The organism is Chryseobacterium sp. BLS98 (assembly GCF_001045445.1).
GTDB lineage: Bacteria > Bacteroidota > Bacteroidia > Flavobacteriales > Weeksellaceae > Chryseobacterium.
The window spans coordinates 1044050-1058695 of record NZ_LFNF01000003.1 but is presented as its reverse complement, the minus strand read 5'-3'; the positions used below and the strand labels follow the sequence as shown (position 1 = coordinate 1058695).

Below are 14646 nucleotides of genomic sequence, written 5' to 3'. Positions count from 1 at the left end.
ACAGAAAGTCCTAATACAAAGAAAATAAGGATAATCCATCTTTCGCTGTCTTTGGCAAGGTATTCATTCTCCCATTTGGTAATTAACCAAACAAGTAAAGCAATAAACATGGAAGCCATGGAATATACCTCTCCCTCTACTGCAGAAAACCAGAAACTATCCGAAAAGGTAAAGCATAAAGCCCCTACAGCTCCTGCAAAAAGAATGGAAATTTCCTGGTGTTTGGTCACTTCATCAAAATCCTTGTTCAACAGCCGTCTTACAAAATGGGTAATCGTCCAGAATAAAAATAAAATAGTAAACGCACTGAAAAGTGAAGACATCGCATTGATCACAATCGCATAGTTTTGTTCATTTCCTAAAGCAAATATGCTGGCCACAGCACCTACAATCTGGAATAAAGCTGCTCCGGGAGCATGCGTTACTTCAAGTTTTACCGCAGAGGAAATATACTCGCCGCAGTCCCAGAAACTCAGATAATGCTCCATGGTGGAGCCGTACGTAATGAGTGCAATGGTAAAAATCACCCATCCTAAAACGGTGTTCCACTTTTTAAAAGACCAGTTTTTCATATACTATGTAATTTCAATACATAGTAAGACAATCCAGATCGGGGAATTATTACATAGGGATATACAAAAAGTTTATTCAGTCAGGTAAAAATAGCCGGGATTGTACCGAGAAGATCATTTTAATTTAAATTTTCTGTTTTTACAGTCCAAAATCAGTGTATGGTTCAGGAAAAGCTTATTTCCTATCATTCCCTGCATTCCTGACGTTTTCATTAAAAAATTCTGCATTTTTGAAGTTCCCTCTATATGAGTAACTTCCGAAAGTTTAAGAGCTCGGTTTCCTATCCCAATCATCTTATCCGCAGGAGCAGAAATAACGGTAAGAATATTTCCCCATGAGTTTCCTTTTTCCTTTTTAATACTTCCTCCCTCTCTCCTGTATTTCTGCCATTCTTCATTATTGGTAATCAGTTCATAACCGCTGGTTCCAGAATCATAAAGTAATTTTAATTTTTGACCTTCAATCACTGCAGGAATAAGGATTTTCCGTTTTTTGAATTCAAAAGTCTCAAATTCTTTTTCATCCATACTCTCTAGGAATGAGAATGTTTCATTTTTAAAGTCCAATACCGCAATCCTCTTTTCAAAAAGGTCTGTACCAATAGTTCCAATGATAGGATTTTTCTTAGTATAATCAAGGTCTGCTGCATTTCCATAACTTCGCAATTCAAAATCATCAGAAGCTATTTTCATGTTTCCAGTTGTGAACTGTAAAGAAATCCTGTTTTGTCCGGCATTACATTGAATAGGATATTGAAATTTTTCCCGAATAGCTTCCAATGATTCTTTATAAAATAAAGTGGTTGGAGAACCGGAATCCAACTGCATATAAAAAGTTCTGTCAATGCCCTTTAGTCTTACAGGAAGAAGAACTGCCGCATGAGTGTTCTCGTCTGTAGAATCCCAACATATAGCCACATTTTGGGCAATATCGAAAACCGTCAGATTATTTTTCGGAGGAGTAAATTTTTTATCAAAATAAAAATAACCGCCTGATAATAGCAATGTGATAAATATAACAACCGATAATGCAATTCTCTTAAAAATTTTCATGTTTAAATTTTCTGCAAGATTCAGTATTTGCAATTGATTTTCCTGCCGAAAACCTATGACATTCTTACGTCATTAATATGATAGCATTTATAAAAAACTGGTTTTCAACTTAATGCACAAATCTTCTTTTGTATTCAAACAGATCCCGTTTTTGATAATAACCAATAGTTTAATACAAAGAAATGCAATTAAAAATATAAGAAAAAGAGGTGTTTGTATGGATAATACTCTTTGGATAAACGGACTTACAATCATTAAAACAGAAACTATAACAGCTAGTATAATCTGGATACTTACAATATTTTTCCCAAGATCTTTATTGAGTGAATCTTTGGTTTTATAAGTTAAAATTAAAGGAAATATTACCCCTCCAAATGGCACAATAAGTCCCAGTAAGGCAGAAATATTGATCAATTTTGCTCTGTCTACCACTGGTTTCTTTCCGGCTGTGGAAATCAGAGCAGCAGGGTCTGCTTCCAAAGCCCGGGCAATGGCTTTAAGGGTAAATCCTTTGAGAATACTTCCTGCTTCTATACGCTGAATGGTACGCAAGGAAAGGCCTGACCTTTCTGCAAGCTCAGTTTGGGTCATATTCTTTGCTTCTCTTAACGTTCTAACCAGATTTTTCATTTGGTTTATCAGTAATTAGTATAATCCTTTTTAATAAGAAATATGTTCATAAAGTAGGATTTCTGTCTTTTACTATACGTAAATTAATATTTAATTAATACGTATTGTTCAGACCTCCATCCAAAGGAATGCTCGCTCCGGTAAGATACGCTGAATAGTCTGATGCTAAAAAGGCTGCCAAATGGCCATACTCTTCAGTTTTGCCCAGTCTTTTCATAGGAATTTTATTTTCTCTTGCCTTCTTTATTTCTTGCTGAGACTTTCCGGTCTGCTGGGATTCATGGCGGATCAGATTCTGAATGCGTTCGGTATCAAAATATCCTGTGAGAATATTGTTCACTGTAACCTGATGTTGTGCTACTTCACTGGACAGGGTTTTCGCCCAGGCGATTACCGCAGACCTGATAGAGTTTGAAAGTGACAAATTATGGATAGGTTCCTTTACAGACAGTGAAGAAACATTGATGATGCGCCCGTGTTTCTGCTTTATCATATGAGGCAGGGCCAGCAATGTTGTTTCACAAACGGTTTTAAAAAGTAAATCAAAGGCTTTTTGGTAATCATCCACATTTTTATCCAGTGCCGGGCCCGGCTCCGGACCATTGGTATTGTTGATCAGAATATCTACAGACTGGCTGCTGAAATATTCAGAAATAATTGTTCTGTAGGATTCAAAATCGGAAAAATCTGCTACCAGATATCGATGCCTCTGATGAGGACCAACGATAGGCAATGAAGATACTATATTTTTCAGTTTGGCTTCGTTGCGGGCCATTACGGTTACATTGGCTCCACATTTTGCGAGTTGTGAAGCTATTCCTGCTCCTATTCCCTGGGTAGCTGCTCCTACCAAAGCATTTTTTGAAAAAAGTTCAATATTCATACTAATCTGTATTGCTGGTTGCTGCCTATAAATGTAGCAAAAAAGCTTTAAATTCCAGCCAAATGTTCTTCTATGATTATTGAGGCAATGCAGGGGGCACAACTCTTTCCGGCTTTGCAGACAGAGTACGTAGAAATGCTTCCAGCTGGGCAATTTCTTCATCAGTAAGGTCCAGCAGCCTTACAAAACCCGATTTTTCAGAAGTAAGTGTTACTCCCTGGTGAACTGTTGTTCGTTTTTGGGAATGCTCGGGATTTCCTCTGCTATAAAACCGGATGACCTCCGTGAGGGTTGTTATGGATCCGTTATGCATCCACGGGCCCGTTCTTGTTACTTCACGCAGTCCCGGTACACGGAATTTCCCCGCATCTTCCGGATTTTTGGTCACCAGATACCTTCCCAGATCTTCTTCTTTTGATCCCAAAAGAGAGGTTCCCACATTTTCAAAGTGATTATTGGAAAAATAGCCGGAACTGTGGCAGTTCATGCATTGTGCCTTGGTACGGAAAAGATGAAGCCCCATCAGCTCATCATCGGAATAAATTTCTGCTTTACCGTCAATAAACTGGTCAAAACTGGAAGTTCCGCTTCTTACTGTTCTTTCAAAAGCAGCTATGGCTTTGGCAATCCGGTCCTTTGAAACGGTTTTATCTCCAAAAGCTTTTTCAAATAAGATTTCATATCCTTTGATCCTTGCAATTTTCCCGGCTGCGAGATCAATATGTCCGTTCATTTCCCTCTCATCCCGGATCGGCATTTCCGACTGCTCTTCAAGAGAGTTAGCGCGGCCGTCCCAGAACAGGGTGCGTGCATAGGCTACATTCAGGATGCTCATCGCGTTTCTGGTGCCAAGCTGCCTGTTGTGCCCGAAAGAAAAAGTCCGGTTATCGCACCAGCCAAGTTCGGGATCGTGGCAGGAAGCACATGCAATCTGGTCGGATTTGGAAAGCCGGGGATCATAGAAAAGAGTTTTCCCCAACAATGCTTTGTCTTCGGAATAGGGATTATCGTTTGGGTATTGAATGTCCGGCAGATGTCCTATTTCAGAAAAATAAGGTCTGGCTTCGGGATCCAGGATCGGTTTTGGCCATTTGGAAGAATCTCCGGAAGAATATAATTCCCTCAATCTGGCAAGAAATGAGGCTTTCTCTTTCGTTTCTTTCCGGATGCTGTTGCTGAAGCAGTTATTCAAAAGAGAAACGGCAAGAAATGTAATCAATATCCAGCTCAGGACATTTTTCATAGTTAACAGCTTTTGGGCAAAAATAAAGAAATCTGCCAAATAGTTTTTAAAATTGGTTGGGAAGATTATATTTTTGACCAACGATTCTCTCTCTTTTCCTTTGATTATCAATTAAAAAAACTTAAAAAAAACAAGTATGGCACAAATATTATTGTATATTCTGTAAATACACCAAAGATGGAAAATATGTTACAAAATATAGACCTGATACACCGGTATTTATCTCTCAGCATAGCCAATGAATTTTCCCTGAACATTGATCTGGAAGGTGAATATACCTTTGCACAGAATATTGTATCGAAAAAAATGATTATAGCCGCTACGTTTACGAATAAAATACTGGTTTTTCCCGAATTGAAATTATTTTTATCAGCACTGATTTCCGAAATCAATAACGGAAATTGTACTGTTGATTTTATGCGTGAAAGGGTAAGGTATTTTGAAGGGAGAACGAAGCAGCCTCTGCGAAGAATTATTTAAATATAAAAAATCCCTACAGATGATGTAAGGATTTATATAATTCGTATGGGATTATCCGCCTTATTTTATTTCTGTAAATATCTGGCAACCTTTTCTTCCAGATCATCCAGATTAAATGGTTTAGCCACATAATCATCTGCCTGAGCTTCCTCCGCCAGCCTGACAATATCATTATTAGCCGTTACATAAATAACGGGAATTGACTGGAATTCCTCGTGGCTTTTCAATAGCTGAGTCGCCTGCACTCCTCCGATCTTTGGAATCCAGTTATCCATAAGAATAACATCGGGCTGAAACTTGGAAACTTTTTCCAAAATATCGTGAGATGTTTCTGAAATTTCGACCTGATACCCATTCTCTTCAAAAATGATGGTAATAACCTCTAAAATTGTTGTATCATCATCAAAAATCAAAATCTTCTTTGTACTCATATTCTTTCTATTTAAATCTTAGGTTTATTATACTTTTTTATAGTTGATTGATATAGTCTGCCAGATTATCCGGCTTGATAATTAAGTCATAGTCTACTTCCTGCAGGGCATGTCTGGGCATATAATCCACTTCCGCCGTTTCGGGTTCCTGGATCCAGACTTTTCCTTTATTTTTTTTGATAAATCCCAAACCTTCCACTCCATCGGCATTGGCTCCTGACAGCAAAACTCCCACCACATTTTCACCATAGATTTCTGCAGCAGACTTAAAGGTAACATCAATGGAAGGGCGCGAATAGTTCATTTTCTCTGAAAAATCCAGCGACATCATATTTTTGTTTTCGAACAGCAGATGATAATCTGCGGGAACTACATAAACTTTATTATTCTCAATTTCTGTTTTATCATCAATTTCCACGACATCGATTGAAATAAACTGCTGCAGCAATGTCTGCAAAATGTTTGTAGAGTAAGCCTTACGGTGCAGAATAAGCACAATAGGAAAAGCCAGATTGGTCTTTAATTTTTTAAGCATTTCAAGAATGACCTGAAGACTTCCCGCAGACCCTCCTATCACAATTAATTCTGTATTTGTATTGGCTGTTTCCATGATCAAACGTATTATATGTGCTCTGCTTTCTTCCAGATTCTCTGGTCGTCTACCTGATGGTAGTTCCTGTCCAGTCTGGAAAACCTGAGGGTTTCTTTTGCACCCAGTGCAAGATATCCTAAATTTTCAAGGCTGTTATCAAAAAGTTTAAAGACGCGTTCCTGCAGTCCCCTGTCAAAATAGATCAGTACATTTCTGCAGATGATCAGTTGAAAACTGTTAAAAGAGCTGTCCGAAACCAGATTATGGGTAGACAGGATGAGCTTTTCCTGTAGACTCTTATCAAATTTCACACTGTCATAATTGGCGGTATAATAATCCGAGAAATCCTTTTTACCACCTGATAAAATATAATTTTCAGAATAAGTTTTCATCTGATGCAATGGGAAAACCCCCGAGCGTGCAGTTTCCAGAACGGACGGATTCAGGTCTGTACCATATATCAAGGATTTATGGTAGAGATTGGTCTCTTTAAGCAAAATAGCCATGGAATAGGCTTCTTCGCCGGTAGAGCAGCCTGCCACCCAGATCCTTATGAGCGGATAGGTTCCCAGCTGGGGTAAAATCTTTTCCCTGAGAGCTTTGAAAAAATGCGGATCGCGGAACATTTCCGTGACATTCACCGTTATTTCTTCCACAAAACGTTTCAGGTATTCCGGATCGTTGAGGATGGTGTACCGGAGCTCTGCAAAACTGGTAAACCTGTCAATCAGGCAGATGCGGTTTACCCGGCGTTTAAAAGAAGCCCGGCTGTATTCTGAAAAATCATAGCCGTACATCTCATAAACGTCTTTTATAAGGTATTCTACTTCTTCATCTTTTACAATACTCGGCTCCAGCATTATGAAAGTTTTTCTATGGCGGTCATCAACTGGTCTACGTCAATCGGTTTAGACACATAATCCTGTGCTCCCGCATCGAGACATTTCTGGCGGTCTTCCGGCATAGCCTGCGCAGTGACCGAGATCACAGGAATCTGACTGATAGACGGTGTATTTCTTATTGTCTTTATGGCCTCATACCCATCCATTTCAGGCATCATCATATCCATAAGTACCACGTCTATTTCATTTTCTTTTAAAATCTGAATGGCTACCTGGGCGCTGGTACAGCTGTCTATCTGATATCCGCGGGATTTCAGGGTGAGCTTGAGTGCAAATATGTTCCGTGGATCATCGTCCACAATTAAAATTTTCTTATTCATCATTTAACTTTCATATAACCAAACACGGAGTAAGGATAACAACTGATCAATATCTACAGGTTTTGAAATGTAATCTGAAGCACCTGCCTCGATACACTTTTCGCGGTCTCCTATCATCGATTTTGCAGTAATGGCAATGATCGGAAGCTTTTTGAATGCAGGCATTTTCCTGATCTCTTTAATGGTTTCGTAGCCATCCATTTCAGGCATCATCATATCCATCAAAATAACGTCTATATCTTTGTGTTCTCCTATCTGCTGCAGGGCATGTTTCCCGTCCATGGCAACCACAACCTCCACTTTATATTTTTCCAGGGCTTTGGTTAAAGAAAAGATATTCCGGACGTCATCATCGGTAATCAATATTTTTTTACCGCTCAGCACTTCTGTCAGGGATCCTAAAACTTTATTTCTTGCCGTTTCAACGGAGTTGTTTTTTTCTTCCACCAAATGTAAGAATAATCCTACTTCATCTAAAATCCTTTCGTAAGAATGGGCTGTTTTTACGACGATGGAATCTGCATACTGCTTGATCTTGAGCTCTTCAGATTTGGAAAGGCTGTGTTCAGTAAAAATAATGATCGGCAAATTTTCTAATCCTTCATAGCTTTTTATGGATTCAATAACCTGATATTCATTTCCTTTAGAGGCTTCCAGGATGACGCAATCCACATTGGAGGTTAATGCTTTAACGCTGTCTTCCACATTATTTTCTACGGATAAGGAAATATTGAAATTACTCAGGAAATAAGCAAGTGCACTGGCATGTTTAGCATTGTTTTCTACAATTAAGACCTTTTGGGGAGATCTCTGGAGCGCTTCTTCAATTTTTCTGAATACATCGGTCATTTTATCAAGAGCCATAGGCTTATTAATGAAATCAATAGCGCCTTTCATCAGACTCTCTCTTTCAAGCTGCAGTACGGACATCATGTGTACCGGAATGGGTCTGGTGGCGGGGTTGGATTTTAGTTCGTCCATTACCTGCCATCCATCTTTTACAGGCAGCTGAACATCAAGCAAAATAGCCTGTGGATGATACTGAACCGCTGCGGATAGCGCATGATCCCCTCTCACCACCACTACTCCTTTGTATTGGTTCATGCGGGCATATTTAAGTAGCGCTTTTGCAAAATGAATATCATCTTCAACAATTAAAATCACTTTATCCTGCGTGGTAATCCCGTCACGGTCATCTTCTATAGATTCGGGGATTGGCAGTATTTCAACGGGTGCAGTTGGTTCAGCTTCTGTATCGTCTAAAATATTCTGAATTTCTTCAACGTCTTCGCGGATAATATCCACGAGGTGCTGGTCGGTTTCAGGCGCCTGTCCCGTTTCAGAAACAGCAGTTACAGGAATGATAAGGCTGAATTCGCTGCCTTCATTCACTTTACTTTTCAGGGTTAATTCTCCTCCAAGCAGTCTTGCAATTTCACGGCTTATGGACAATCCCAGCCCGGTTCCTCCGAATCTGCGGCGCGTGGAGCCGTCCGCCTGCTGGAATGCTTCAAAAATAATGGCCTGTTTTTCTTCTGGAATTCCTATTCCCGTATCTTTAACACTGAATATGATGAAATTCTTCTTTTTTGGGTCTTTTGTGATGTTCAGATGAATGCTTCCTTCTGCTGTAAATTTTAAAGCATTGGATAAAAGGTTGCGCAGTACCTGATCTACTCTGAGCCTGTCGGTTTCAATTGTTTTTTCAACATCGCTGTCTATATGGACATCAAATTTGATTTTCTTTTCCTGAATTACCGGATTAAAGAGGTTTTTCAAATCCGTCACCACATCATTAATCAGGACCTCCTGATATTCAAGGGACATTTTACCTGATTCTATTTTGGCAAGGTCCAGAATTTCATCAATAAGGGTAAGGAGGCTGCTTCCCGAGCTCTGAATAACTTTTGCAGATTCTATCTGGTCTTCATTAAGGTTTTCATCCGGGTTTTCTACCATCAGCCTTGAAAGAAGAAGAATTGAATTCAGCGGAGTCCTCAGCTCATGGGACATATTGGCCAGGAATTCAGATTTATATTTTGTACTCAGGGCAAGCTCTTCTACTTTTTTCTGGATTTCGCTGTTCCTTTCTGCAATGAGATGATTTTTTTCTTCAAGCATTCTTGAACGTTCCTCGAGTTCGGCATTGGCCTGCATCAGCTCCTCCTGCTGTACTTTCAGTTCTTCTTCGGATGCCTGCAGTTTTTGGGTCTGGGCTTCCAGTTCTGTATTCAGGTTTTCCAGTTCGGCATGCTGTACCTGCAGTTCTTCCGACTGGGCCTGTGTTTCTTCCAGCAGCTGCTGCTCTTTTTCACGGCCTTTGGCTGCATTTAAAGCAATTCCTATATTCCTGCTGCATTCATCAAAATAACCAATCCTGTCTTTATCGAAACCGGAAGCGGATCCTAATTCAATAATACCGATACAATGGCCATCTGCATGAACCGGAAGCAGAAGTATTCCGTTAATTTTTATTTTACTGCTTGCAAAAGTTACCGCAAAATCTTCTTCATTCAGGTTGTTATAAGCTTGTGTTTTTTCATTGGTAAAAGCCTGGCCAACCATTCCTTCTCCCGGTTCAAATGTCTTTTTCATGGTACTTTCCAATCCGAAAGCGGTACTCAGCTTAAGGACTCCATCATCAAAGAGGTATAATGCCCCATTGATGCATTTCCCATAACTTATCAGCTGATTTAAAGATTTGTCGGAAACTTCTTTCACGGATTTATTTCCTACCAAAGATTCATTGAGCAATGCAAGCCCTTTCTGGCGCCAGTCGCTTTTATTAATTTTATCGAAGGATTTTTTCAGTGAATCGGTCATATGGTTCAGAGAATCTACCAGATCACCGAGGTCATCTTGTGAATGATCTACTGCCCTTTGACTATAATCGCCGTTGGCTACCCTGTTGGCGATCTCACGGATAGCACTTACCCTTCTGCTTATTTCAAGATCTTTTGCTCTTAATTCTTTTTCCAGCTTGTCTCTGCGGATAAGATCTGCTCTCAGTTTAATATAAAAAAATATCGTAACCACCACCGCTGCCAATGCCGAAACAATAATAAACATAACGGTTGTTGCAGATGAACGGTTGAGATCTTTATTTTTAATGTCAAGCTGCCTTTCCTCATACTGTACAAAATCGCGGACAATCTGGCGGCATTTGTCCATGTAGCTTTTGCTTTGCATGATTTGCTGCTGAGTCATGACAATACCATTCTTTCTGTTCTGAACAAAGTACTTTAAATTGCCGACATTATTTTTGACATTTTCTTCCAAAGCATGTAAACGTTCGAGCTGGTTTTTATCTGAAATATCCAGGGCTTTTGCACGTTCAATAGCTTTTCCATATTCATTCAGGCTTCGGTTATAAGGCTCTAAAAAGCTTTCTTTTCCTGTAAGCTGGTAACCTCTGTTTCCTGTTTCGGCGTCCAGTAAGGCAATAAGAACATCTTTTACAGCTGTAATGGATTTCCTGCTTTGGGAGAGGCTTTCCCGATGGTCCATCTGTTTCTGAATGCTCAGATAGGAAGCCACTGAGCTTGCAATCAGGATCAGTAAAGATAACCCGACTCCAAACTGAAGATTTCTGATTATTTTTTTCGGCATGAGAATTAGTTTAAAGGTAAGGTGAAATAGAAGGTTGATCCTTCTTCTACTTTACTGGACACTCCAATGGTTCCATGGTGCTGCTTAATGATCTCTGAACAGATAAACAACCCGATTCCCATTCCCTGAAACTGCAGGGAAGATTCTTCTACACGGTAGAACTTACGGAAAACAGCGTCCTGCTTAAAATCAGGGATTCCGATTCCGAAATCTGTAACACTCACTTTTACTTCGTCTTTTTCTTCGTCTACAAAAGTGGTAACGATAATCTGGTTATTCTGGGGAGAATATTTGATGGCATTGGTAAGGAAATTAATAAGAACCTGCTCTATGCGTATTTCATCCAGAGGGATGAGGATTTCGGGATTTATGCCATGTCTTTTTATCTTGACTTTGTTTTCGTCATGGGTCTGGATAATGGTTTCAACAGCACTGCTGATAAGGTTTTCAAGGCTGGTTGGTTTCCTGTTGATTTTAAGCTTGCCATTTTCTATTTTAGAAACATCAAGAAGGTCGGTAATCAAGGTATTCAGTTTTTCAATCTGGTCCTGAACTTTATCCATGAAGCCTGCTTCTGCGCTCTGCTTGTCCAGTTTTAATTTACGGTCCAGCAGCTGAACGTAAGCTTTTATACTTGTTAAAGGTGTTTTCAGCTCATGGCTGGCAATGCTCAGGAATTCATCTTTTTCTTTTTCAATCTTTTTCTGATCATCAATATCTGTAAAGGTACCTATCCAGTTTTTTATGACGTTCCCGTCGTTTACCGGGGTTACCCGCAGGAGATGATATCTGTATTCCTCTGAATCAACTTTTTTTATTCGTACCTCAAGTTCGAGGGCCTTATTTCTTTTTCTGCTACGTTCAAATTCTTCCCTGATATTATGGTCATCAGGATGTACTTCTGGAAAATCCACGTCGCTGTCTGAGTACTGATACCATTTACAGTTGACAAATTCTATATTCCCGTCTTCGTTAAGGGTAAAAGCAATCTGCGGCAATGACTCAAGCATCAGCTGCAGATGGTCAATGCGGGATTTCATGGTCACCTGAGATTCTCTTCTTCCCTTAACTTCCAGTTCCAGGCTCTGCTGGGTCTTTTTCATGGCAAGATTCTGCTCCTGGAGATTATAAAAGGTTTTAACTTTAAGCAATAAAATTTCAGGATCTACAGGTTTGGTGACATAGTCTTTTCCTCCTGAGGCATATCCGCGGGTGATGAATTTTTTTTCGGTATTTACTGCGGATAAAAATATAATGGGAACTTCTTTTGTTTTGCTGTAGTCGGCCAATGTTTCCGCTACTTCGAATCCATCCATCCCCGGCATCTGCACGTCCAGAATAATCAGTGCATAATTATTTTTTATTGCTTTTCCTAATGCCTCTTCTCCGGAATTGGCTGTATCTACCTGAAAATCTTTGGATTCCAGCAGTTTTTTTAGAGAATAAAGATTGCTTTGGTTGTCATCAACAATTAAAATCATAGGATGAATCAGTACTTGTGGGTTGATTTTTATTTAAGTACCGCCAAAAATACTTACAAAATTCCGAAAAACATTTATTTTTTTAATCATTTTACGTCTACATACCACACGTATATACTTATAAATCAATTTTTAAAAAAAATAATGCTGAAATTTTATTATATTCAAAAAAAGCATTAATCTATTATTTAAATGATACTGTATAAGTGGACTTATTTTAAAAATGGCCTAAGATTGCAGAAACACTAACCATTCCTGTAATAAATGCAATGCAATACCGGAATAAGACTGGCTAATTGAAATATCAGACTGCCCGTCGATCGAACTGGAAGGCTGAATCAAACCGGATTATCGGAAGCTCCGTTTTCTTTACCGTAATTTTTCTCCCTTTTTGAGATCTCCTTTGCTGTTGATTCCCAGTCTGCTGATCCCTTAACATGTTATGTCTAACCATAGATACTATTCTATTTTCAATATTTTAAAATTTTTCTATTTCCGAAAATGATGACAAAAAATATTATTTTCAATATCATACTTTATCTAAACAAAAGTATCATGATTATTAGTTGTAAAATACGCTATTACTTCTCAGTTTATAAATGGGCAAACTAACAATTTTGTGATGTTCATTAAGATAATTGATATTAGTGTATTTCGGAAATAGAGCTATCCAAAAAAAAAATTATGTTGAAATTATGTTGATATTTGTCCCAATATAATAGCTCCAATTCATTCAGACTATAGAATTCTCTATTCATTTCAAATAAAAATCTATAACATTTAAATAAATACAGCTATGACTTCTGTGAATTTATTCATTACAATAAATATTTTGTACAATAGCTTCAGGTATCTTCTTACTGTCATTTGTATTTTATTTTGTGAAAAGGTCAATTGCCAAGTAGGAATAAATACACAAACACCTAAAGCAACATTAGATATCAACAGCAACCCCAATAATATGCTCGCTCCTGATGGAATTATAGCACCCAGGCTAACGGGGGATCAGCTCAAGGCCAAAGACAATGTATATAATACAGATCAGGTTGGAGCATTAGTATATGTTACAGAAAAAGCAAATAATCCGATTACACCCAAGACTATCAATGTTAATAAGTCAGGATATTATATGTTCGATGGAATTAAATGGGTATTTGCTTTCGGGGAAAATAACGAAGCCAATTCAAATAATCTCACAGGAGTACTTGTTCAATTAAATCAGAGTAGTCATCTGATTCTTAACGGTGTACAATCCTATGGGCTACTCATGCAGAACGCAGGGGTCACAATTTCCCCTACATATGATCTTGGTGTTTGGTCTTCAACTACTCAAACAGCAGAAGATGTTATTTCTTCTGATACAGGGGATAATGGAGCCCTACTCATTGAAAAAAAACAATCAGGCTCACCCACATTTTATAGAATAAGTTTTGAGTATTTAATGGGAAATACACCTCCCTTACAAACCAGATACTTTACCATTGATATTCTTGATAACGATACGGGAGGCCATATTTTCACACAGTCAATAGTAGTTCCAGGTGGATTAAACACCGGGCATGTTGCTCCTTTTAGTATATTTTTTTCAACAATTCCAGATAATAATTTAGAACATAAAGGATATAAAGTGGTATTTGGGGTGGATACAGCAGGATCCCAGGGATTGCCCAATAATATAAGTGTAAAGATGAATCAAATTTTAAAAATTGATTGATAATCCAGACTAAGTGTTTAACTCAAAGTCTGGCAACGTCTTGCCCTTCCGACGATTATAAGAGCTACATAATTTTGACAATACACTATGTTCAATCATCTCAAAATGTAAATCTTAATTACAATTACACTATAGAAATTTACTGTTATACCACATTTCTCACGCTTAGAACAAGATGTTTTTAAATGTAGGTTAGTAAAACAATGGCTATATTTCTTCAGCATTCAGAACTACACATACCAGTTTACCTTTAATTTTTGTAAATAACGATATACACTATCTCCCATATCAAAGCTGATGAACCAAGAACAGGAATAAAACAGAATAAATGCAAAATAAAAAACTATGATGATTCCATATAAAATGTTTCATCATAGTCAATATGAAGTGAGAAAAAGTATTGTACTATTTAATAAGCCACGTTAACCGGGTTACATCATCGGTCCCGGAATATTGAGATTGTATAGCTGCTGTATATTGTATAAGATCTCATTCCGCGAATATATCCATCTTCTTGTCATTTTTACATTTGGAGTTCCTATTCCTAACTTTATTTCCGAATCAAATCTTCATAGAGAAATCCTTAAATTCGCTTCTAACGCTATTGGAATAATATTATATAGACCAGCTACAAACATTTACCAAACTCCATCCCTTTTGAAGAAAAGAAATTATGATCTTTTATTACAGAGAATGCAGGGGGAAAACATATTCAATATGTATTCCTTGTGTTTTA

13 protein-coding genes are annotated in these 14646 nt (G+C 38.2%); 2 read left to right on the top strand and 11 right to left on the bottom strand.

Features of this window, described 5'->3' with window-relative positions:
- From ACM40_RS15920 to ACM40_RS15900, 5 genes are all read right to left on the bottom strand, one after another.
- A partial coding sequence (locus ACM40_RS15920) for a DUF2723 domain-containing protein (protein ID WP_048503716.1) occupies positions 1–572 on the bottom strand: 572 nt, incomplete at its 3' end.
- A 114-nt stretch (positions 573–686) separates the two neighbouring features.
- On the bottom strand, positions 687–1625 hold the full coding sequence (locus tag ACM40_RS15915) for a hypothetical protein (protein ID WP_048503715.1): 939 nt from the start codon (positions 1623–1625) through the stop codon (positions 687–689).
- 87 nt (positions 1626–1712) lie between these two features.
- Complete coding sequence (locus tag ACM40_RS15910; RefSeq protein WP_048503714.1) at positions 1713–2255, bottom strand: helix-turn-helix domain-containing protein; 543 nt, start codon at positions 2253–2255, stop codon at positions 1713–1715.
- Positions 2256–2349: 94 nt separating this feature from the next.
- Positions 2350–3138 (bottom strand): SDR family oxidoreductase, encoded by a 789-nt coding sequence (locus ACM40_RS15905; RefSeq protein ID WP_048503713.1) that lies wholly within the window; start codon positions 3136–3138, stop codon positions 2350–2352.
- 76 nt (positions 3139–3214) lie between these two features.
- Positions 3215–4381 (bottom strand): cytochrome-c peroxidase, encoded by a 1167-nt coding sequence (locus tag ACM40_RS15900; RefSeq protein ID WP_083996879.1) that lies wholly within the window; start codon positions 4379–4381, stop codon positions 3215–3217.
- 177 nt (positions 4382–4558) lie between these two features.
- Here ACM40_RS15900 and ACM40_RS20420 point away from each other — a divergent pair, with 177 nt between their 5' ends.
- A complete protein-coding gene (locus ACM40_RS20420; protein ID WP_131705375.1) occupies positions 4559–4861 on the top strand; it encodes a hypothetical protein in 303 nt (100 codons plus the stop codon).
- A 65-nt stretch (positions 4862–4926) separates the two neighbouring features.
- Here ACM40_RS20420 and ACM40_RS15890 read toward each other — a convergent pair whose 3' ends face one another.
- Genes ACM40_RS15890 through ACM40_RS15865 form a run of 6 tightly spaced genes read right to left on the bottom strand, consistent with a single transcriptional unit; the run spans position 4927 to position 12196 of the window.
- Positions 4927–5292, bottom strand: a complete 366-nt coding sequence (locus ACM40_RS15890; RefSeq protein ID WP_048503711.1) for a response regulator — start codon at positions 5290–5292, stop codon at positions 4927–4929.
- A gap of 37 nt (positions 5293–5329) precedes the next feature.
- A complete protein-coding gene (locus ACM40_RS15885) occupies positions 5330–5902 on the bottom strand; it encodes a chemotaxis protein CheB (protein WP_048503710.1) in 573 nt (190 codons plus the stop codon).
- A gap of 11 nt (positions 5903–5913) precedes the next feature.
- Entirely contained in the window at positions 5914–6744 is an 831-nt protein-coding gene (locus ACM40_RS15880) for a CheR family methyltransferase (RefSeq protein ID WP_048503709.1), read from the bottom strand.
- Positions 6744–7109 carry a response regulator gene (locus ACM40_RS15875; protein ID WP_048503708.1) on the bottom strand — a complete coding sequence of 122 codons (366 nt, stop codon included), beginning with the start codon at positions 7107–7109 and terminating at the stop codon, positions 6744–6746. The genes ACM40_RS15880 and ACM40_RS15875 overlap by 1 nt, the downstream gene beginning before the upstream one ends.
- Positions 7110–10715, bottom strand: a complete 3606-nt coding sequence (locus ACM40_RS15870; RefSeq protein ID WP_048503707.1) for a response regulator — start codon at positions 10713–10715, stop codon at positions 7110–7112.
- A gap of 5 nt (positions 10716–10720) precedes the next feature.
- Positions 10721–12196 (bottom strand): response regulator, encoded by a 1476-nt coding sequence (locus ACM40_RS15865; RefSeq protein ID WP_048503706.1) that lies wholly within the window; start codon positions 12194–12196, stop codon positions 10721–10723.
- Between the two features lie 796 nt (positions 12197–12992).
- Here ACM40_RS15865 and ACM40_RS15860 point away from each other — a divergent pair.
- A complete protein-coding gene (locus tag ACM40_RS15860; RefSeq protein ID WP_048503705.1) occupies positions 12993–13910 on the top strand; it encodes a hypothetical protein in 918 nt (305 codons plus the stop codon).
- Positions 13911–14646 lie beyond the last annotated feature (736 nt).

Bases quoted from the DNA above. Each gene is read 5' to 3' on its own strand.
- ACM40_RS15875 (WP_048503708.1), bottom strand. From the start codon at position 7,109: ATGATGAATAAGAAAATTTTAATTGTGGACGATGATCCACGGAACATA.
- ACM40_RS15890 (WP_048503711.1), bottom strand. From the start codon at position 5,292: ATGAGTACAAAGAAGATTTTGATTTTTGATGATGATACAACAATTTTA.
- ACM40_RS15885 (WP_048503710.1), bottom strand. From the start codon at position 5,902: ATGGAAACAGCCAATACAAATACAGAATTAATTGTGATAGGAGGGTCT.
- ACM40_RS15915 (WP_048503715.1), bottom strand. From the start codon at position 1,625: ATGAAAATTTTTAAGAGAATTGCATTATCGGTTGTTATATTTATCACA.
- ACM40_RS15880 (WP_048503709.1), bottom strand. From the start codon at position 6,744: ATGCTGGAGCCGAGTATTGTAAAAGATGAAGAAGTAGAATACCTTATA.
- ACM40_RS15910 (WP_048503714.1), bottom strand. From the start codon at position 2,255: ATGAAAAATCTGGTTAGAACGTTAAGAGAAGCAAAGAATATGACCCAA.
- ACM40_RS20420 (WP_131705375.1), top strand. From the start codon at position 4,559: ATGGAAAATATGTTACAAAATATAGACCTGATACACCGGTATTTATCT.
- ACM40_RS15870 (WP_048503707.1), bottom strand. From the start codon at position 10,715: ATGCCGAAAAAAATAATCAGAAATCTTCAGTTTGGAGTCGGGTTATCT.
- ACM40_RS15865 (WP_048503706.1), bottom strand. From the start codon at position 12,196: ATGATTTTAATTGTTGATGACAACCAAAGCAATCTTTATTCTCTAAAA.
- ACM40_RS15900 (WP_083996879.1), bottom strand. From the start codon at position 4,381: ATGAAAAATGTCCTGAGCTGGATATTGATTACATTTCTTGCCGTTTCT.
- ACM40_RS15860 (WP_048503705.1), top strand. From the start codon at position 12,993: ATGACTTCTGTGAATTTATTCATTACAATAAATATTTTGTACAATAGC.
- ACM40_RS15905 (WP_048503713.1), bottom strand. From the start codon at position 3,138: ATGAATATTGAACTTTTTTCAAAAAATGCTTTGGTAGGAGCAGCTACC.